The sequence below is a fragment of the Haemophilus sp. THUN1690 genome (assembly GCF_059704375.1).
The window spans coordinates 15,347-35,461 of sequence record NZ_AP046582.1; the positions used below are offsets into that span (position 1 = coordinate 15,347).

General features: G+C 39.1%; 21 protein-coding genes and 1 tRNA gene. 14 read left to right on the plus strand and 8 right to left on the minus strand.

Annotated features, from left to right (window positions below):
- Positions 1-6: 6 nt before the first annotated feature.
- Both AC6H22_RS00085 and AC6H22_RS00090 read right to left on the minus strand, forming a co-directional pair.
- The gene (locus tag AC6H22_RS00085; protein ID WP_118817335.1) at positions 7-792 is read right to left on the minus strand and encodes a substrate-binding domain-containing protein; all 786 of its coding nucleotides are present in this window, start codon (positions 790-792) and stop codon (positions 7-9) included.
- A gap of 73 nt (positions 793-865) precedes the next feature.
- Positions 866-2,839 (minus strand): TonB-dependent receptor plug domain-containing protein, encoded by a 1,974-nt coding sequence (locus tag AC6H22_RS00090; protein ID WP_118817334.1) that lies wholly within the window; start codon positions 2,837-2,839, stop codon positions 866-868.
- Between the two features lie 198 nt (positions 2,840-3,037).
- On the opposite strand from AC6H22_RS00090, the gene glyQ reads away from it, so the two are divergent.
- From glyQ to AC6H22_RS00135, 9 genes are all read left to right on the plus strand, one after another.
- The gene (gene glyQ / locus AC6H22_RS00095; RefSeq protein ID WP_005628151.1) at positions 3,038-3,946 is read left to right on the plus strand and encodes a glycine--tRNA ligase subunit alpha; all 909 of its coding nucleotides are present in this window, start codon (positions 3,038-3,040) and stop codon (positions 3,944-3,946) included.
- Positions 3,947-4,003: 57 nt separating this feature from the next.
- Positions 4,004-4,264, plus strand: coding sequence for a hypothetical protein (locus AC6H22_RS00100; RefSeq protein ID WP_118817333.1), 261 nt, complete (start codon positions 4,004-4,006; stop codon positions 4,262-4,264).
- Between the two features lies 1 nt (position 4,265).
- Positions 4,266-4,646 carry a hypothetical protein gene (locus AC6H22_RS00105; protein WP_118817332.1) on the plus strand — a complete coding sequence of 127 codons (381 nt, stop codon included), beginning with the start codon at positions 4,266-4,268 and terminating at the stop codon, positions 4,644-4,646.
- Positions 4,646-5,092 (plus strand): hypothetical protein, encoded by a 447-nt coding sequence (locus AC6H22_RS00110; RefSeq protein WP_065249913.1) that lies wholly within the window; start codon positions 4,646-4,648, stop codon positions 5,090-5,092. The genes AC6H22_RS00105 and AC6H22_RS00110 overlap by 1 nt, the downstream gene beginning before the upstream one ends.
- A gap of 9 nt (positions 5,093-5,101) precedes the next feature.
- Positions 5,102-6,367: a histidine-type phosphatase gene (locus tag AC6H22_RS00115; protein WP_497515142.1), complete on the plus strand. Its 1,266-nt coding sequence runs from the start codon at positions 5,102-5,104 to the stop codon at positions 6,365-6,367.
- A 5-nt stretch (positions 6,368-6,372) separates the two neighbouring features.
- The gene (locus AC6H22_RS00120) at positions 6,373-6,738 is read left to right on the plus strand and encodes an endonuclease domain-containing protein (RefSeq protein ID WP_111387260.1); all 366 of its coding nucleotides are present in this window, start codon (positions 6,373-6,375) and stop codon (positions 6,736-6,738) included.
- A gap of 641 nt (positions 6,739-7,379) precedes the next feature.
- The gene (glyS, locus tag AC6H22_RS00125; RefSeq protein ID WP_118817330.1) at positions 7,380-9,446 is read left to right on the plus strand and encodes a glycine--tRNA ligase subunit beta; all 2,067 of its coding nucleotides are present in this window, start codon (positions 7,380-7,382) and stop codon (positions 9,444-9,446) included.
- An 84-nt stretch (positions 9,447-9,530) separates the two neighbouring features.
- Positions 9,531-9,607 (plus strand) — tRNA-Ile (locus tag AC6H22_RS00130).
- Between the two features lie 268 nt (positions 9,608-9,875).
- Entirely contained in the window at positions 9,876-10,700 is an 825-nt protein-coding gene (locus tag AC6H22_RS00135; RefSeq protein WP_118817329.1) for a class II glutamine amidotransferase, read from the plus strand.
- Between the two features lie 57 nt (positions 10,701-10,757).
- Here AC6H22_RS00135 and tolA read toward each other — a convergent pair whose 3' ends face one another.
- The 4 genes from tolA to bcp form a co-directional block, all read right to left on the minus strand.
- On the minus strand, positions 10,758-11,531 hold the full coding sequence (gene tolA, locus AC6H22_RS00140; protein ID WP_118817328.1) for a cell envelope integrity protein TolA: 774 nt from the start codon (positions 11,529-11,531) through the stop codon (positions 10,758-10,760).
- 9 nt (positions 11,532-11,540) lie between these two features.
- Positions 11,541-11,984: a TonB system transport protein ExbD gene (gene exbD, locus AC6H22_RS00145; RefSeq protein ID WP_118817327.1), complete on the minus strand. Its 444-nt coding sequence runs from the start codon at positions 11,982-11,984 to the stop codon at positions 11,541-11,543.
- A 3-nt stretch (positions 11,985-11,987) separates the two neighbouring features.
- A complete protein-coding gene (gene exbB / locus AC6H22_RS00150; RefSeq protein WP_118817326.1) occupies positions 11,988-12,440 on the minus strand; it encodes a TonB-system energizer ExbB in 453 nt (150 codons plus the stop codon).
- Positions 12,441-12,606: 166 nt separating this feature from the next.
- Positions 12,607-13,074 (minus strand): thioredoxin-dependent thiol peroxidase, encoded by a 468-nt coding sequence (gene bcp, locus AC6H22_RS00155; RefSeq protein WP_497515143.1) that lies wholly within the window; start codon positions 13,072-13,074, stop codon positions 12,607-12,609.
- Positions 13,075-13,175: 101 nt separating this feature from the next.
- Here bcp and dapA point away from each other — a divergent pair, with 101 nt between their 5' ends.
- Together dapA and bamC are read left to right on the plus strand one after the other, a co-directional pair.
- Positions 13,176-14,072, plus strand: coding sequence for a 4-hydroxy-tetrahydrodipicolinate synthase (dapA, locus tag AC6H22_RS00160; RefSeq protein ID WP_118817324.1), 897 nt, complete (start codon positions 13,176-13,178; stop codon positions 14,070-14,072).
- Positions 14,073-14,170: 98 nt separating this feature from the next.
- Entirely contained in the window at positions 14,171-15,175 is a 1,005-nt protein-coding gene (bamC, locus tag AC6H22_RS00165; protein WP_118817323.1) for an NlpB/DapX family lipoprotein, read from the plus strand.
- Between the two features lie 446 nt (positions 15,176-15,621).
- On the opposite strand, the gene udp is transcribed toward bamC, so the two are convergent.
- Both udp and AC6H22_RS00175 read right to left on the minus strand, forming a co-directional pair.
- Positions 15,622-16,380: a uridine phosphorylase gene (udp, locus tag AC6H22_RS00170; protein ID WP_046952608.1), complete on the minus strand. Its 759-nt coding sequence runs from the start codon at positions 16,378-16,380 to the stop codon at positions 15,622-15,624.
- Positions 16,381-16,482: 102 nt separating this feature from the next.
- Entirely contained in the window at positions 16,483-17,982 is a 1,500-nt protein-coding gene (locus tag AC6H22_RS00175) for a helicase HerA-like C-terminal domain-containing protein (protein ID WP_118817322.1), read from the minus strand.
- Positions 17,983-18,106: 124 nt separating this feature from the next.
- On the opposite strand from AC6H22_RS00175, the gene AC6H22_RS00180 reads away from it, so the two are divergent.
- From AC6H22_RS00180 to AC6H22_RS00190, 3 genes are read left to right on the plus strand one after another with little or no spacing between them, the layout of a single operon-like run.
- A complete protein-coding gene (locus tag AC6H22_RS00180; RefSeq protein WP_118817321.1) occupies positions 18,107-18,763 on the plus strand; it encodes an MOSC domain-containing protein in 657 nt (218 codons plus the stop codon).
- Positions 18,764-18,771: 8 nt separating this feature from the next.
- Positions 18,772-19,254 (plus strand): YchJ family protein, encoded by a 483-nt coding sequence (locus tag AC6H22_RS00185; protein WP_046952611.1) that lies wholly within the window; start codon positions 18,772-18,774, stop codon positions 19,252-19,254.
- Positions 19,251-20,048 (plus strand): virulence factor BrkB family protein, encoded by a 798-nt coding sequence (locus AC6H22_RS00190; protein ID WP_046952612.1) that lies wholly within the window; start codon positions 19,251-19,253, stop codon positions 20,046-20,048. The genes AC6H22_RS00185 and AC6H22_RS00190 overlap by 4 nt, the downstream gene beginning before the upstream one ends.
- The last annotated feature ends 67 nt before the right edge of the window (positions 20,049-20,115 follow it).

The following is a 20,115-nucleotide window of genomic DNA, read 5'->3' on the forward strand; positions in this document are numbered from 1 at the left end:
CAAATATCATTTTAATTGTTGATAAATCTTCTCCGCCCCTTGCCACACGCCGTGATCAAAGCAATAAGTATATTTCATTGGAATACGAAAGTGCGGTCGATTTTTAAAAAGATTTTGCAAAAGCGGATGTTTAAGCAATTCCGCTTGCTCGTTATAACTTTGTTGGTCGCTGATTTCAATCAACACGTTTGGTTCAGCTCGTAACACTTTTTCAAGAGAAAAATTTTGTGCCGTAAGCGGTGTTTTTAGCGGGGTTAATCCTAGTAAGTTAAGTAAAGTAGGATACTGTGGCGTATAAGTTTCTACAATGCCTGTATCTGAAAGTATTAATGTGTCAGTGAGTGATAGATTGAGCCGAGAATCTTGTAATTTAAGTTTTTTAACCAAAGATTCCGTATGCGTTTCGTTACCCGTAAGTTTGCCCAAGTGCAATATTAGCCCAAATAATTCTTCTGCCGTTTGTGGCGTGTCATTAATTGGTTCAATTTTTGCCCCGAGTTTTTTTAAATCTGCTACAAGTTGTGGATAAAAGGTTTCATTGATAAGAAACGTTTTATCGAGATAGGGCAATAATGCGGTGAGTTGTGGTTCAAGGGTTGGCTTATCCACATTGAGTTTATCCAACATCATCAAGGGATTTTTAGAATAAGAAGATTGTGCGGCAATTTGCTCAGGACGCGCAATTTCCGACAAAAGACGATCGCTACAAAGCGTAAGCGAGACAAATTGCTCCGACGCATGCGAAGTCAAGGGCAAGAAAAGTGCGGTTAAAATTAAACGAGTTTTTTGCATATAGATAATAATACGCTACGCCATCAAGAATGTAAAAAGGCGTGCTAAGCACGCCCTTATCAGTGAGTAATAATTAGAACGATCCTTTCAACCCAACGTAAACATTACGTCCGTCTTGGCCGTAGCCCAGTACGTTTTCGTATTTTTTATTGAATACGTTGTTTAAGTTCGCATAAATATTTAAGTTTGGAACAAGTTGGTAGTTCACACCAAGATTAACTAAGGTGTAAGACGGTAATTTTACGTCACTTTGATATGAGCTATAAGTTACCATTGAGTATGGTCCATAGTACATATCATAACGTTTACCCACATAAGAAATATTTGCGCTTGAGCCTAATTTTTCAGTGATTTGATACGCCACGCCAGCATTAGCTGTGTGCATTGGGCGACGTAAGTAGTTCATACCGTATTGGTCTTTTTGCTTATCGCTGCGAATGTTGGTGTAGGTATAGTTTGCATAGGCAGTCAGCGCATCAGTAAATTTGCCGTTATAAACGATTTCGATGCCTTTAATGTGTGTTTTGTCATCGCGGTTGTAAGCTTGATTAACTACGCCATATTTAGTATCAATATAGTCTTTTACGTTACGAGCAAAGTAAGTGACATCTAAGCTATGAGCTTTATTCGTCGTTTCCATCAATAAACCGATTTCACCACCGATGCTTTTCGCTGGTTTAAGCGCCGGATTGCCGATGTTTTTACTATCCCAACCAAAATAATCGGTAAGACTTGGGTTTTGAATTGCCGAACCAATGCCCGCGTGCGCTTTGAAGTTTGAAGATAAACGATACGCACCTGCTACACGTCCTGTCCATGCATTTTTGTATTGCGAATTGTCTGTGAAACGACCACTCAAGGATAAGCTATGATCAGATTCAGTGAATAAACGATATTCTGCCGCAACACTTTTCTCCGTTAAGCGTTTTTCTACACCGTTATAATTTTTTGAAGTAAAGCTAGTACGATGGTAATCTGTTAATAAACTTACCGCTTGAGTCACGCTACCTTCACGGTCAAAATTTACATCAAGTTGGTAATTGGCATTCAGTTTTTTCCAATCTTTATTGGTTGCATTTAAACCAAAAGTATCACTATCTCCCTTCAAGTGGCTCACGCTAGCTTTATGTTTAAATAGTTCCTCATCACTCCCTAAGTATCCCCCTAATTTAAACAAGGTTTCACGAGTACGAATATAAGTAGGCGTTAAATTTTCAAATGCTGTGTAGCCTTGGGTATCTTGTCCTGAAGTAATGCTATCGTTATGAAACGTTTGTGAGGAATGAGAAGCTAAGAAATCAATCCCTTTCTGGTTATCATCATAACCAAAACGAAGTGAGGTACCATCACGATGGAATTTGTCTTTTTCAATAGCCCCACCAGTACGAATTTCATCACCTTGAGTTGAGGTGTAACGGAAAGTGTTTTTGCTTGCAACAGAAATGCCGCTTGTACGGTGACTATCGCCATGAAGGGAATAGTAGAAATTATTTTGTTGCCCTGAAACGGTGACTGAACCATCACGGGTGCGATGCGAACCAGTACCAAAATCAAAATCTACATTGAAAGGTTTATCTTTATATAGTCCACTTTTAGTCGTGATATAAATCACCCCCCCCATTGCATCAGAACCCCAAAGTGCTGATTGTTCACCACGTAAAACTTCAATGCGTTCAATGTTACTTAGGGCTAAACCTCCAAAGCTAAAATTGGTGTCTGCAGGATTCATTTTCACACCATCAATAACAACGGCTGTTTGAGAAGAATTTGCACCACGTAAGAATAAACTAGTTACCGCACCACGGCCTCCAGTTGCCCCGATTGCCACACCCGGCACAGTTTTCAATACATCACTCACATAAGTTGCATTACGCTCAGCAAAATCTTTTTCTGTTAATACGGTGACTGATGATGCAGTTTGATCTTGGTTTACAGGCGTTGCGTAAGCCGAATACACATTGATCGGCTCAAGCTCGGTTTTAGTTTCAGCTTGTACAAAAGCCGATGCACTCAATAAAAGTGCGGTAGTAATTAAGTTAGTTTTCATTAAGTTGGTTCCTCTTTTTAAAAATTGCGCTATTTTGGCACAATAGACATTCATTTCCTAGTTGAGAATTTTCATTTACTTTACAAATTCTGTTTATTTTGTAAAAAAATTCGTTTTTTGACCGCACTTTTTCGCCTTTATCCGCCTTGCGCTTTCAAGTATAATGCGAACATTTTTAATCACATTAGATCAACGATTATGAGCACAAAATTTAACGTAAAAACATTCCAAGGTATGATTTTAGCCCTGCAAGAATATTGGGCAAACCAAGGCTGCACGATTGTGCAACCTTTTGATATGGAAGTGGGTGCAGGTACCTCTCACCCCATGACTGCATTGCGCGCATTAGGCCCAGAGCCAATGGCATTTGCTTATGTGCAACCTTCACGTCGTCCGACCGATGGTCGCTATGGCGAAAACCCAAACCGTTTACAGCATTACTATCAATTCCAAGTAGTGATCAAACCTTCTCCAGATAACATTCAAGAACTTTATTTAGGTTCGCTCGAAATGCTTGGCTTCGATCCGACCAAAAACGACATTCGTTTCGTAGAAGATAACTGGGAAAACCCAACCTTAGGCGCATGGGGCTTGGGCTGGGAAGTGTGGCTAAACGGCATGGAAGTGACTCAATTTACCTATTTCCAACAAGTGGGCGGCTTAGAATGTAAACCTGTAACGGGCGAGGTGACTTACGGTTTAGAGCGTTTGGCCATGTATATTCAAGGAGTAGATTCTGTGTATGACCTAGTTTGGTCTGACGGCCCATTAGGCAAAACTACTTATGGCGACGTTTTCCATCAAAATGAAGTTGAGCAATCAACCTATAACTTTGAACACGCAAACACAGATTTCTTATTCTACTGCTTCGATCAATACGAAAAAGAGGCACAAGAGTTATTAGCCTTAGAAAAACCGTTACCATTGCCAGCTTATGAGCGCATTTTGAAAGCAGCACACAGCTTTAACTTGTTAGATGCACGTAAAGCAATTTCGGTCACCGAACGCCAACGCTATATTTTACGGATTCGTGCCTTAACCAAAGGGGTGGCGGAAGCCTATTATGCAAGCCGTGAAGCCTTAGGTTTCCCTGGTTGTAAAAAATAAGGCTTAAACAAATTCACACAAGTGCGGTGAAATTTGACCGCACTTCAGGAGAGCAAAATGAGCAAACCAATTCTTTTTTATGCAGAAACATGCCCAGATACCGCACCATTTGTCGCGGAGTTGGATCGCTTAGGCGTGGATTACGATGAAGTAGAAATTATGACTTCATTACCTAATCTCAAACAATTTATTCGTTTACGCGATAGTAATGCAGAATTTGATAACTCGAAAACAAATGGCTATTTAGGTATTCCTGCGTTGTTATTACTAAATGGCGATGTTGTTTTAGATGAATCCAAATTAAAAGAGATTTTCTAAAGTGATAAAAAAAACGTTAGCTCTTGCAACTTCAGCGATGATTTTGACCGCTTGTAGCAATGCGCAACCACAAGCTGAAATGCCAACTGTGGGCGGTGAAACAGATGCTCACGGTTGCTTACCAAGTGCGGGACAGTCTTATTCTTATTTGAAAAAAGCCTGTGTACAAGTGTTTGATGTGGCAGATATTAAGCTAGACGATCCTGCGAATAAAACCCAAGCGGTTTGTGGCATTCTTTCGGAAGATAAGCAACAGGTTGAAGTGTTTGCTTCTGATTTGCCTGAAAATACGATTTTAGATGTGGTAAAAGGCGGATATGTCTCAAAAGATGGCAAAGTGCGTTTAATGAAAACCAAGAAAAGTTGGAAAATTCGTAAGTAATGAAGAAAGTCAGTTTTTTGCAATTTTTATTTAGAATTGGTGATGACTATTTAATGTTTTTGCGAAATTTAACACCCGCTGTGTTGTTTTTATCACTCGCGTTATTTATGTATTCTGAGCTGAATTGGACACATTGGGCGTGGAGTAATGTGCTAGTGCTGTTTTTAAGTTTGGCTTCAGGATTTATTGCACTCAGCGTCATGGCAATAAATACTGTCGCTTTTGTACGCGAGATGCTGAAAACCTTAAGAACACTAAGCGGAGAGAGCGAACTTGATGAAAATATTGGTACGCTCGCATTATTTAAAATGCTCTGGGTGGAGAGCAACAGTAAACAACTAATCTTTTTTGCGGTAGTCAATATTGTTGCAGTATTTATGGTGTTAGTTTACGGCACCAAATATGCCTTGAATTTTTATAGCTCAATTTCAACATTAAATGATTAGGTCTCGAATATGAAAAAAATAACCCTAAAATTCACCGCACTTTTGCTTGGCTCAACTTTAGCAAGTAGTGCGTTTGCAACAGAAAATGGTCAAACTTCCTCAAGTTCTGATTATGAATTAGAGAAAGTATTGATTTTCAGCCGACACGGATTGCGTTCACCAGTGGAAAAAGATCCGCAAGAAATGGCGAAATATTCCCCTTATGAATGGGCAAAATGGAATGTACCATCTGGCTATCTCACTGCAAAAGGAACGGTACTAGAAACCTATTTCGGACAGTATTTAGGTCAATGGCTTGCAGATAAAGGGTTATTAACGACAGAACGTTGTGCATCGGGTGAAGGCATTTTCGCTTATGCGAATGGAGTGCAACGCACCATTGCAACAGGGCAAGCGATTGTTTCAGGTGCATTTGCAGGCTGTAATGTTCAACTGCAACATCACGGTAAAATTGGTTCAGAAAAAGATCCGATTTTTAATACACAAGCGCATAATCCAAGCAAAGCCTTGATCGAATCTGCAAAAAATAAGATTGATTTAACCGCTTTACAGCAAAAATTAGCACCAAATTATGCGCTATTGAGTGAAATCATCGATTATAAAAACTCACCAAACTGCTTGCAAAAAGGCGAGTGTGATTTAGGTGGAAAAGTCGGTGAATACAGTATTAAAGACGGTAAGTCGGTCAAGATTACTGGTTCTATCAGCACAGGAAAGAAAATAGTTAGTGCATTATTGCTCGCCCATTATGTGGGCAAGCCTGATTCTGAAATCGCAAACGGTCGTGTGGATAGCCAAGAAAAATGGCGTGCAATTAACGAAATTAAAAACGAATATTACCGCACGTTATTTAAAAACAACGAAACGTTAGCACAAAATGCCTCATATCCGTTGTTAGCATTTATTCAGCAACAGCTAAATAGTGAAAACAAAATTAACTTATTGGTTGGACACGATTCTAATATCGTCGCTCTGCTTGCAGCACTAGGTGTTGAGCCTTATGAATTGAATGATTCATTAGAAAATATCCCAATCGGTGGCAAGTTACTATTTGAAGTGTGGAAACACAAACCCAGTGGTAAGCTCAAATTTAAGTTGGATTATGTGTATCAAACCACTGAACAGCTGATTAATATCACACCATTAAGTTTATCAACACCACCAAACCAAACAGCATTAACCCTCAAAGGCTGTGAAAAAGATGAACATGGTTTTTGTGATTATGAGCAGTTTCAAAAGGTGTTGAGTGAAGGGATTGAGAACGGCAAAAAATAGCGTTCATGCAACCCTATGAAAAATACTTAAAAGAGAATTCGCAGAAATTGCGAGTAGATCAAACTGATGCGGAAAGAAAGCTATGGCAACGCATCAATCGAGATCAATTATTAGGTTTTCGATTTAATCGACAAAAGCCACTTTTAAGTTATATCGTTGATTTTTATTGTGCAAAAGCAAAGCTGATTATTGAATTAGATGGTAGTCAGCATTATGAACCTGATTATCAGGAAAAAGACGCATTACGAGATGCAGAATTAAATTCACTTGGTTTTACGGTAATGCGATTTAGCAATGATGAAGTAATGCGTGAAATTGAGTCGGTGGTAGAGCAGATTTATTTGTTTTTAGAGAATGTAAGGGCTGATTGAGTATGAGGTTGGATTAACGTCTGCCAAATCTCCCCTAACCCCTCTTTGCTAAAGAGGGGTAGTTCTTTAGTAAATTGATAGAATCGGGCTATTTATATTTTAGAATATGAGGGATTATTGAGTATGAGGTTGAAGTAACATCAGCTAAATCTTCCCTTACGCCTCTTTGCTAAAGAGGGGAATTCTTGAGTAAATTGATAGTAGCGGGTTATTTATATTTTGAGAATATGAGGACTGATTGAGTATGAGGTTGGATTAACTTCTGCCAAATCTCCCCTTCCCCTCTTTGCTAAAGAGGGGGATTCTTGAGTAAATTGACAGTAGCGGGCTATTTATATTTTAGAATATGAGGGATTGTTGAGTATGAGGTTGAAGTAACATCAGCTAAATCTTCCCTTACGCCTCTTTGCTAAAGAGGGGGAATTCTTGAGTAAATTGATAGTAATTGTCTCATTAACATTTTAATTTCAATAGAGATTAAATTATCTGCTTTCAAAAAACGCTAAAGTAGAACATAGATATTTAACTCTGCAAAGATCCAATCCCCTCTTTAGCAAAGAGGGGTAGGGGAGATTTGGCAGAAGTGATAACGAATAAAATAAGAATTTAAACCTACAGAATTTTTAAATAAGAGAAACAAAATGACAACCCAAAACTTCCTAGTAGAAATCGGCACTGAAGAGCTGCCACCAAAAGCTCTCAAAACATTAGCGACCTCTTTTGCGGATAACGTTGAGGCGGAATTAAACCAAGCGGGTTTAACCTTCGATAAAATCGAATGGTTTGCGGCGCCGCGTCGTTTGGCAGTGAAAGTGTTGAACTTAGCCACACAACAGCCAAGCAAAGAAATCGAAAAACGCGGGCCGGCAGTGTCAGCCGCTTTTGATGCGGAAGGTAAACCGACTAAAGCGGCAGAAGGCTGGGCGCGTGGTTGTGGCATTACTGTTGATCAAGCGGAACGTATTGCGACCGATAAAGGCGAATGGCTTGTTCATCGTGCAAAAATTGAAGGTCAACCGACCAAAAACTTGCTTAACGGCATTGTGGCTAATGCGTTGGCGAAATTGCCAATTCCAAAACCAATGCGTTGGGCAGATAAAACCGTGCAATTTATCCGTCCGGTTCATACTGTGACTATGTTATTGGGTGACGAGTTAATTGAAGGCGAAATTTTAGGTGTGGCAAGTGCACGCACTATTCGCGGTCACCGTTTCTTAGGTGAGAAAGAGTTTGAAATTCAACATGCCGACCAATATCCGCAATTATTGCGTGAAAAAGGTTCTGTAGTGGCTGATTTCAACGAACGTAAAGCAGAAATTCTTGCAAAATCTCAAGCAAAAGCGACCGCACTTGGTGGAGTGGCTGATATTGAAGAAAGCTTGCTTGAAGAAGTGACCTCATTGGTGGAATATCCAAACGTTTTAGCGGCAAAATTTGAAGAACGTTTCTTAGCAGTGCCTGCGGAAGCATTGGTTTACACCATGAAAGGCGACCAAAAATATTTTCCGATTTATGACAAAGACGGCAAATTATTACCGCACTTTATTTTCGTATCGAACATCAACCCGGAAGATCCAACTGCAATCATCGAAGGGAATGAAAAAGTGGTTCGTCCACGTTTAACCGATGCGGAATTCTTCTTCAAAACTGACTTAAAACAAAAACTGGTTGATCGTTTACCACGCTTAGAAACCGTATTGTTCCAACAACAACTCGGTACATTGAAAGACAAAACTGACCGAATTGAGCAACTGGCAGGCGAAATTGCAAAACAAATCGGTGCAGATGAAGCGAAAGCAAAACGTGCGGGTTTACTATCAAAATGTGACTTGATGACCAACATGGTGTTTGAATTCACCGATACGCAAGGCGTAATGGGGATGCACTATGCTCGTCATGATGGAGAAGATGAAGAAGTGGCGGTGGCGTTAAATGAACAATATATGCCTCGCTTTGCGGGTGATGAACTACCAAAATCACTCGTTGCAAGTGCGGTCGCTTTAGCAGATAAATTTGACACCTTAACGGGGATCTTCGGCATCGGTCAAGCACCAAAAGGTAGCGCAGACCCATTTGCATTGCGTCGTGCGGCATTAGGGGCATTGCGTATTATCGTAGAGAAAAACTTATCTCTGGATTTGGAAGATTTAGTGAAAAAATCAGCCGCACTTTTCGGCGATAAACTTACGAATAAAAACGTGGTTGCTGATGTGGTGGACTTTATGCTCGGTCGTTTCCGTGCATGGTATCAAGATGAAGGTATTGCGGTGGATGTAATTCAAGCGGTATTGGCTCGTCGTCCAACTCGTCCAGCTGATTTTGATGCGCGCGTGCGTGCAGTATCACACTTCCGAACTTTAGATTCAGCGGAAGCGTTAGCAGCAGCAAACAAACGCGTCAGCAATATCTTAGCCAAAGCAGATGCTGCAATTGGCGAGATCAATTTGACCGCTTGCGTAGAGCCAGCAGAAAAAGCCCTTGCAGAAGCGGTACTTGCATTACGCACTGAAGTACAACCGCTTATCGCACAAGGCGATTACACGGCAGTATTAGATAAATTAGCGAACTTACGTGCACCAGTGGACAGTTTCTTTGATAATGTGATGGTGAATGCTGAAGATCCTGCATTACGCCAAAACCGCTTAGCGATTTTAAATACGTTGCAAGGCTTGTTCTTGCAAGTTGCTGATATTTCAGTGATTCAATAATGATAAAGGGATGATTGATTTTTCATCAGTCATCCCTTCTTTTATAGACTTCAAGCGATTATTTCTCTATAATCACCGCACTTTCCCCCCTTAGCTCAGTCGGTTAGAGCAGGCGACTCATAATCGCTTGGTCGCTGGTTCAAGTCCGGCAGGGGGGACCATTTTCCCTCTCTATACCCTTTAAACTTCCTTAGATTCATTTCTTTTATCGATATTTATTACTTTCATTCCAAATCCTATTTTTTGAATCGGACTCTTATTAGAAATAATCAGTAACGATTTCTAGAAAATGATGTGTTAACTAAAAGCATCATTGCTGGGAGATCTAATATCAATATGACATGAAAAATCCATAGAATTACTCTTGATATTCCTTTCGTAATGGTGTTAAATCACTCACATATTGTGAGGTTATATCTTATTTAAATTATGTGTCAATTACTCGGAATGAATTGTAATACGCCGACAGATATTGTCTTTTCTTTTGAAGGTTTTCGTCGTCGTGCTGGTTTAACTGATTGTCATTCAGATGGCTTTGGAATCGCTTTTTTTGAAGGGCGTGGAGTGCGTATTTTTCGCGACAATCAAGCTGCTAGCCTTTCCGCCATCGCTGATTGTGTGAAGCAATATAAAATCAAATCTTTGAATGTTATTGCGCATATTCGTAAGGCGACTCAGGGCGAAGTGAATATTGAAAATACTCATCCGTTTATTCGTGAAATTTGGGGGCAGAACTGGGTTTTTGCGCATAATGGTAATCTGAAAAATCTACCAGATATGACAGAACATTTTTTGCAGCCAATAGGTTCTACAGATTCTGAAGCTGCGTTTTGTTATATGGCGGAATATCTTAAAAATACTTTTCGTAAAAAACCGAGTGAAATGGAAATTTTTGAGGCTATTCAAAAAGTAACAAAAGAGCTTGCTCAACACGGCACATTCAATTTTATTCTGTCTAATGGCGAATGGATGATAGCCCATTGTTCAACGAATTTACATTATGTCATGCGACAAGCACCTTTTGGTAAAGCACACAGAATTGATGATGATGGTGTCATTGATTTTAGTGATTATGCAAAGGAAGGCGATAAAGTGAATATCATTACAACCTTTCCATTAACCAAAGATGAAAATTGGACAAAAATGGAAAATGGTGGATTTGTATTTTTTAAGAACGGGGACAAAATTGCTGAAGTGGTAGGTACTCCGAAAGAAGCGATTGATGATGGTACCTTAGGTAATTGGGTAGCTTAATTAAATCTAGCCAAAGAAAAGTGCGGTTAAACTCAAAGAGAATTAACCGCACTTTTTTTATTGAAGCGTGAAACTAATCGGCACATTTAACCCAGAAGGGAATCCTGAAGGTCTTGCACCGACAGGTCTTGCACTGTTAACTGCTTCTAATGCTGCATTATCTAGGCTTTCATCACCTGATGATTGAGTAACGCGAGCACCACTTAGTGAGCCATCAGGGCCTACATTGAAGGACACGCTGACTTTACCTTGCTTACGCATCATTTTTGCGCGAGTAGGGTAACGTTTATGACGTTCAATTTCACGACGAATTGCGGAGCGATAGGCTGCCATTTCGCTCGTGTCTGTTCCACTACCGGCTACTTGTGCATTGCTATTGGTGGCGCCAGTTGTGGTCGCTTTAGCATTCACGTTTGCACTTGAATCAATATTTTTATCACCTTTTGGTAGATCTTTATTGATTGGTTTTTCCTGTGGTTTAACGTCTTTTTTAGGTTTATCTTTTGGCTTTTCTTTAGGTTTTTCTTTTGGTTTTGGCTTTTCTTTTTCCGGTTCTTTGATTTTTTGTGGCTCAGGTTTCACCGTTGGATCTTCCACAACCTCTTGTTTTTCTGGTTCTGGCTCTTTTTGTACATTTTCTGGCTCAGGAGCAGGTTCTTCCATCACCATGCCTTGCACCATCTCCATGGAAATACTTGTGGATATGTCGCCTGGTGCGCTATTGGCGCTATCACTTGGCTTATCCCAACTCCATAAGATCAACCCTACAACAATGCCGTGTACGATCAAAGAAATAAGCAAACCTAATAGCGAACGTTTTGTTTGCTGCATAATTATTCCTTAAGGCGTCGTTGGCACAGATTGAGCGGGTGCAGATTCTTGAGGATTTTTACCCGCACTTTTACCCTTATCTTTCATAGAAACAATAGCTACATTTTTGATCTCATTTTTAGAGAGCATATCTGTAATGGTAACAAAATCTTGGAAAGAGGCTTCAGCATCAATTTTTAATGTGACTTTTTGATCTTTATTCCATCGGGCAATTTCTGCTTCTAGGGCTTCTTGCGTAATAGGTCTATCATTGAAATAGAGTTGTTTATCCGCTGTTACAGTCAATAATTTAGCAAGCTCATCAGCTTTAAATGCAACGGCTGTACTGGCTTTAGGTACGTTAACTTGAATTTTACCTTGAGAGATAAAAGACGCAGTGATAAGTACTACAGCAAGCAACACCAACATAATATCAATGAAAGGGATAATGTTGATTTCATCGAATTTTTTCACAGACTATTCCTTATCTTTTTGTTCGTTTAACACTTTCCATTTCAAACGATTAACTTCAACTTTACGACCTAAACCGTTATAAAACACCATAGATGGAATAGCCACAAGAATACCTAATGCTGTCGCTTTTAATGCTAAAGATAAGTGCATCATAATCACGCCAGTATCGATTTCGCCACCGCCATGACCGATTTGATAAAATGTTAATAAAATCCCGATAACTGTACCAAGCAAACCAACATATGGTGCGTTTGCACCAATAGTAGAAATCATGGTCATATTGCGATTTAAATCGATATCTAATGCGTGAATAGTGGAATAATGTGCGACGTTTACCTTTCTTAAGAAAAGATAACGTTCAATTACCATGGCTAGCATAATAATGCTCATCAGTAATAATAAACCGATGATAAAGTAGTCACTGTACTGTTGTAAAAAATCAAAAAGCTGCATCATTTTTTTCTGTCCTTATTATTTGAGAAATATCTTGGGGATATAATTGAGAATGAATTTCAATCAAGGATAAATTCTAGCAAAGGCGGAATAACGCGTAAATATCGAACTGAAAAATAATGAATTTTTACCGCACTTTATATAGAAAAGTGCGGTAATTTTTGAAGGGTTATAGGGATCTAAGATAATCAACGATAACTTGATGGTGTTCTGTTGTTTTGAATTTATCAAATACGTGAATAATTTTTCCGTTTTCATCAATTAAAAAACTAATTCGGTGAATACCGTCGAAAGTTTTCCCCATGAATTTCTTCTCACCCCATACGCCAAATTGTTCTGCAATTTTGTGATCAGGATCAGAAAGTAGTGTGAAATTAAGTGATTTTTTCTCAATAAATTGAGCTAATTTTTTCGGTGTATCAGGGCTAATACCCAGTACAACTAAACCTAATTCATCTAATTCTGATTTACTATCACGCAATCCGCATGCTTGCGTTGTGCAGCCAGGCGTGAGTGCTTTCGGGTAAAAATAGACTAATACTTTTTTACCGCGAAAATCATTTAAAGAAACGGGTTGTTCTTGCTGATTTAATAACGTAAAAATGGGTGCTTGGCTACCAACGGATAATGGATTCATAAAAAGCTCCTTTGATGAAAAAATATTTGCAAATTCAAGTCATTTTAGCGACTATAACGAGCTATACCAAATAATAAAATTAAAAAACCAACGGAGGTTCTATGTCAGCACAAAATCCTTTATTTTCAGGCAGTATTGTTGCACTTGTTACACCTATGAATAATTACGGCGAAGTAGATTTCGCTTGTTTAGAAAAATTGGTGGAATATCACATTGAGGCAGGTTCTAATGCGCTTGTTTCTGTGGGAACAACGGGTGAATCAGCAACATTAAGTATTGAAGAAAATGTAAAGGTTATTGAGAAGACGGTTGAATTTGCCAAGGGACGTATTCCTGTGATTGCTGGTGCAGGCGCAAATGCGACGAGTGAAGCAATTACAATGACAAAATTATTACGCGATAGCGGCGTTGCGGGTTGTCTATCTGTTGTACCTTACTACAATAAACCAACCCAAGAAGGAATCTTCCAGCACTTTAAAGCCATTGCTGAATGTACAGATTTACCGCAAATTCTTTATAACGTACCAGGTCGCACCGGTAGCGATATGAAGCCAGAAACTGTTGCTCGTTTAGCGAAAATCAACAACATTGTTGGTATTAAAGAAGCAACTGGAGATATCAGTCGTGTCACCAAAATTAAAGAACTCGCAGGCAAGGATTTTATCGTTTTAAGTGGTGATGATGCAACGAGTTTGGATGCGATGAAACTCGGTGCAGAGGGCGTGATTTCTGTAACGAATAACTTAGCACCGAAAGATATGGCTGATATGTGTCGCTATGCCCTTGCGGGAGATTTTGCTAAAGCCGAAGAAATTAATGCTCGCTTAATGCGTTTACACCATGATCTCTTTATTGAATCGAACCCAATTCCTGTGAAATGGGCGGCTTATCGTTTAGGTTTAATTAAGTCAGCACATTTACGCTTGCCATTGACGGTGTTAAGCGAAGAGGTTCAACTAAAAGTAGAAGAAGCACTGAAAATCGCAGAATTATTATAAAAATCAGGGGTAAGTCATTACCCCTAAACTTTTTGCATTATAGACTGTCGAAGTGCGGTCAAAATTCATAAAGTTTTCAATTTAGTTAAGGTTCAAATATGAAAAAAATAATGTTGAGTTTAGCGGCGGTTATCGTATTGTCTGGTTGTTCGTCTGATCCTGAAGCATTAAAGACTGCTAATGATTCTTTCCAAAAATCAGAGGCTTCTATCCCTGGATTCTCACCATTGGCAAGCGGTGGTGTAATGCTACCAAAAGCAGACGATACTTATGCGTTGCCTAATATTGCTGTGAAAAAGGGAGAAAATATTGATATTCGTCCTCCATCAACACCATTAGCGATTATTGAAAATTCATTAACACAATTCGATGGTGAACGTGCATTAATCGTGTATCCAGAACAGCAAGCAAATGTGTATAACCTCCAACAAGTTGAACGCTTATTAAAAGAAGACGGTATTTCATCAACAACTAATGGTGCGATTTTAACAACGGACTGGGCGCCAACAGGAAGAATTGGTGATAAATCGGGCACTGAGATTAAATATCAAGTAGAACAAGTTATGGCTCAAGATGCGAGTGCACTAGCAGTATCTGTTTTACAAATGCGTCGTGATGGCGTTATTTTCACTCCAAGTGTATCTGATAAGCAACGTTATACGTCTGAACGCTTAAACCGCATTGTGTCTGCATTAACTTCTGCTTATAACAAACAGCAACAAGATTTATCTGGCGCTTCTGTGGGTGCGGTAGCATCGCAAATTATTCAGGATTTGAATGGTCAAACTGCATTAGCGATGAATGTTAATTTTGGTCAAGCATGGGAAAAATTAGGTGGAGCTTTACCTAAAGTAGGTTTTGCGATCAAATCTGAAACTGCGGGTAAAGGTTATCGTGAATTAAAATATTCAGCATTAAAAAAAGAAGATTGGTTGCGCATGGGAACTGAGCTTCCAGAACTTGAAAACGGTACTTACCAAATGCAAATATCTGATCATGGTAGACAAAGCTCCGTTGTCATTTCTGATGAAAAAGGTAAGGCATTGTCTGGCGATTCAGCTGCGAGAATTTACCAAGCAATTAGTAACTTGATTGCAAGATAAGTAAAAACTCAGCATTCTTTTAATAAAAATTAATTTAAGGAATAGATTCTGTAATTTTAATTGGGTTAATATTTTTAAGCCTTTTTTAATATAATTATTAGCTAGGCTTTCCAGTTATTTGAAATTATTAATATAGCCATAATGTGAAATTATTATTTATCAAAATTTGTGGCTATTTTTCTTGATTTTGTATGTTGACTCAAGGTTTTTCTTAAAAATCTCTTTAGGTTTGAGCCTAATTTAGGCTTAGCAATCATTCACAATTAATGTGTTTTATTTAAAAAAGAAAACATATTTCGGACTGAACAGTTTTTATTGTTAATAAAAAATAGATAGTTTGAGTTGTTTAAAAAGGCTAGTTATATTCAGTTGCAAAAATCTGCGCCTTAATCAGTGATGGATAATCCAGACTTTTGGTGCGCAGATTTATTCTTTTAATTAAAAACTTAACTTAACAACGCCTGCGCGGCTGCGATCACAACAGACACAGCTTTTTCTTCCGTTTGTTTCATTGTTGCTTCATTTGGAATTTCTTGTTGAGTGCGGTTTACAATCACGCCCGCAACCATCCCAGCACGCAAACCTAATGCGCTACACATGGTAAACAGTGTTGACGATTCCATTTCGTAGTTCATCACATTCAAATCTTGCCATTGTTTAAGCAGACCTTGGTAATCACGATACACTTTTCCGCTATAGGTATCATAACGTTCTTGACCTGGATAGAATGTATCAGATGATGCGGTTACGCCTACATAAGGCTCAATACCTTTTGCTTTCGCTGCATTATAAAGTGCGGTTGTACATTCAAAGTTTGCTACAGCTGGATATTCTAATGGTGCGAAATGACGGCTTGCGCCATCTAAGCGAACAGAAGCGGTTGTGATAAGAACATCGCCTACATTAATATGTGGTTGAATTGCACCCGTTGTGCCAATACGCAAGAAAGTGCGAACACCAAGTTGAGCAAGTTCTTCTACACAAATTGATGTTGATGGCCCACCAATACCCGTAGAACATACCACAACAGATTGTCCATTGAGGTAGCCTAACCATGAAGTAAATTCACGCGTGCTAGCAAGGAACTCGGGATTATCAAGTTGTTTAGCAATACGTTCACTACGCGCAGGATCGCCAGGAACAATAGCGAGTGTTGCCCCTTTCAATTGGGATTTTGTGAGGTTTAGGTGGAATACGTCTGACATAATAAATCTCCTTGTTGCCATTTAACGTGATGATTTCACCCTGAGGCGAAATCAGATTTTTGAATAAATAAAAGCACGAGAGTATTTTTCGAAAATACAACTTTATCTCTTGAGCGCGCCCATTATGCCTCTCATAATTTGCTTGGTAATTTGATTTCGAATATTTCGCCCTACAGACTGCGCAACACTATGTACAATTTGCTCAGTTGGTGATAATTTTTCACCGCGCTTTTGCGTACCAAAAATCATTCGGCTCAAACTACCTAAGAATCCGTTTTCTTCTTCCGCTTGGGCTTGCTCTGCTTGCTTTTGTTGTACCGCAGCTAAATCCGCTTGAGCAGTTAATACTTCAAAGGCCGATTCGTTATCCACGTATTCTTTATAATACACATAAAGATCATCATCTTTCACCCAAGCATTACGTTCGTCTATGGTTAATGGTGAAAGCTGACTTTTTGGCGGATAGATATAGGCGATTTCAACTGGCGTAGGCATGCCTTTTTCATCTAAAAATGATACCAATGCTTGGCCCACTCCAAGGGTTGAAATGGTCTCGACGACATTCACTGAAGGGTTTGCTCGGAAAGTTTCTGCAGCCGATTTTACGGCTTTTTGATCTCGCGGAGTAAATGCGCGGAGAGCGTGTTGAACACGGTTACCTAACTGCCCTAATACGGTATCTGGCAAATCAAGCGGGTTCTGCGTGACAAAATAGATTCCCACACCTTTAGAACGAATCAAACGCACAACTTGTTCTACTTTTTCCACTAATACGCTCGGCGCACCATCAAACAATAAGTGTGCTTCATCAAAAAACATAACAAATTTAGGTTTCTCAGGATCACCCACTTCTGGCAGTTGTTCAAAGAGTTCTGCCATCAACCATAATAGAAATGCGCTATACATTCTTGGGGAATTAATCAATTTTTCAGAATTGAGTACATTAATCACCCCTCGCCCATCGCGAGTTTGCATCCAGTCATCTAGATTTAATGCTGGCTCACCAAATAAATTTGTAGCGCCTTCATTTTCAAGCGTCAGTAATGCTCGTTGGATTGCGCCAACACTTGCGGTCGAAACATTGCCATACTCAACTTGGAAGGTTTTCGCATTCTCTGCAACATATTTCAGCATTGCACGAAGATCTTTTAAATCAATGAGCAATAAACCTTTATCATCTGCCACACGAAATACGAGGTTTAACAATCCTTCTTGCGTAGCATTTAGATTCAATAAACGAGAAAGCAATAACGGCCCCATTTCAGAAATAGTTGTTCTAAGAGGAATGCCTGTTTGACCAAAAACATCCCAAAAAGAAACAGGATAGCCATTGAGATAACTTTCATTACCTAACCCGAACTGCTCAATTCGTTCCGCAATTTTGCCCTGAAATTGACCGCCCTTTACTAAGCCAGAAAGATCGCCTTTTACGTCTACTAAAAATACTGGAATCCCATCATCACTGAAGGCTTCTGCCATTTTACGTAATGTGACAGTTTTACCCGTACCTGTTGCGCCAGCAATAAGGCCATGGCGGTTAGCCATTTTGGCCGTGATGCCGAGGATTTTACCTTGTTCTGTGCGAGAGAGAGCGTATTGCATAAATGAATATCCTTTTGTTTTTTGCTGTAACGAATAATAAGTAAAAAAAGAAGTGCGGTCAAAAAGTTAAACGTTTTCGGTTATAATTCCACGAAAATTTTTTCTAGAACAATAAAAAAGCAAAATGGATGCAAAAATTTTAGTCATAAAAGTAGGGGAAGTTCAAACCCTAACCTTTTCAGATGGAAGCGTATACGAAAGCGCAATTCGTAAGAAAACAGTGCCATCGGTAAAAATTCATTCTCTTGGTGCAGAAGGAAACGATGTGGGTTTAAAAAAACATCATGGTGGTGTGGATAAATCTCTCTTTTTTATGTCGGCAGATTCTTTTAATGAATTAAATGCTTTATTAAATAAAGATTTTTCTTACATGGAAACCGCCACTTACGGAGAAAATTTTGTCGTGTCAGGCTTGAATGAAGACAATGTCTGTATTGGTGATCGCTATCAAATTGGCTCAACCATTTTAGAAGTATCTCAGCCACGTAAACCTTGTGAGCGTTTATCAAAAAATACGGAAAACGAAGAGACTCGCGATATTGTTTATCAAACTGGGCTCAGTGGATGGTATGTTCGCGTCATTGAAACGGGAGAAATTAGACAAGGTGATGAACTAAAATTGCTCACTCGTCCTTATCCGCAAGTAACAATTCGCCATTTAAATCGCTTGTTATCCGCACCCGAAAATGAAGCTGAACTAGAAGCAGCATTAGATATTGAAGTATTAGCTGAAGCCTTTAAACGCTCAATTCGATCGCAAGTATCGAAATTCAAACAATAGGGATAAATATGTCAGAAATTTCAACCGCTCTTTCAGAAGACTGTCCATGTCAATCTGGTCATCATTACGCAGATTGTTGTGGCAAATTTCATTTGAGACAAGCATTTCCCGAAACGGCAGAACAACTCATGCGTTCACGTTATACGGCTTATGTTTTAAAAAATATACCTTATATTGTTGCAACAACTGTGCCAAGCCAACAAACTTTATTAGAGACTCATTTATTGCAAGAATGGGCTGACAACACGACATGGCTAGGATTAAAAATCCTAAAAACAGAAAACCTCACAAAAACTCAAAGTGCGGTGGAATTTAAAGCTATTTTTCAGGGCGAAGAGGGAGAACTAGCCCATCAAGAACGGTCAATTTTTGTAAAAATTGAAAACAGTTGGTATTTTGTGGATCCGACCGTATCCTTGCCTACAATGAAACAACCTTGTGTATGTGGTTCTGGTAAAAAATTTAAACATTGCTGTGGGGGATTTTTATGATTTCATTGAAACAATTTAGCCTGCTCTTTTGTAAACGTTTTTCAGAAAATAAACTCAACCAAGCTGCTGGCGCACTAACTTACAGCACGATGCTTGCTATCGTACCAATGGTGATGGTAATTTTTTCTATATTCTCTGCATTTCCTGTATTCAATGAAGTCACTGGAGAATTGAAAGAAATGATTTTCACCAATTTTGCGCCATCAGCAAGTGATATGGTGGGTGAATATATCGATCAATTCGTCTCGAACTCAAAGAAAATGAGTGCTGTGGGAATTGTGAGTTTAATTGCCGTTGCCTTGATACTAATTAATAACATCGACCGAACCCTCAACAGCATTTGGCATGATACAAGTGTTCGCCCTATTTTTACCTCTTTCGCGATTTACTGGATGATTCTGACTTTTGGACCTCTCGTTATAGGTACAAGTATAGGGATTAGCTCTTATATAAAAGTCATGTTTGAACAATCGGAAACGCTTTCACTCGGTGTAAAATTGCTCAGTTTACTCCCATTCTTTTTCACATGGTTTATTTTCACATTAATTTATACCATCGTGCCAAATAAGAAAGTGGATATCAGATATTCTGCTTGTGGTGCGCTTATTGCCGCTATTTTCTTTACACTCGGTAAACAAGCCTTTACTTGGTATATCACCACATTCCCTTCTTATCAACTAATCTATGGTGCAATGGCAACATTACCGATTATGTTATTGTGGATTCAGATTAGTTGGCTAGTTGTGTTGGTCGGGGCGCAATTATCTGAAGTTTTAGGTGAGTTAAAAGAATAAAATAAATTCAATATGTTAATAAAAAATAATCACCATTTAGTTTTTAAAACCAAATTCATATACGAGC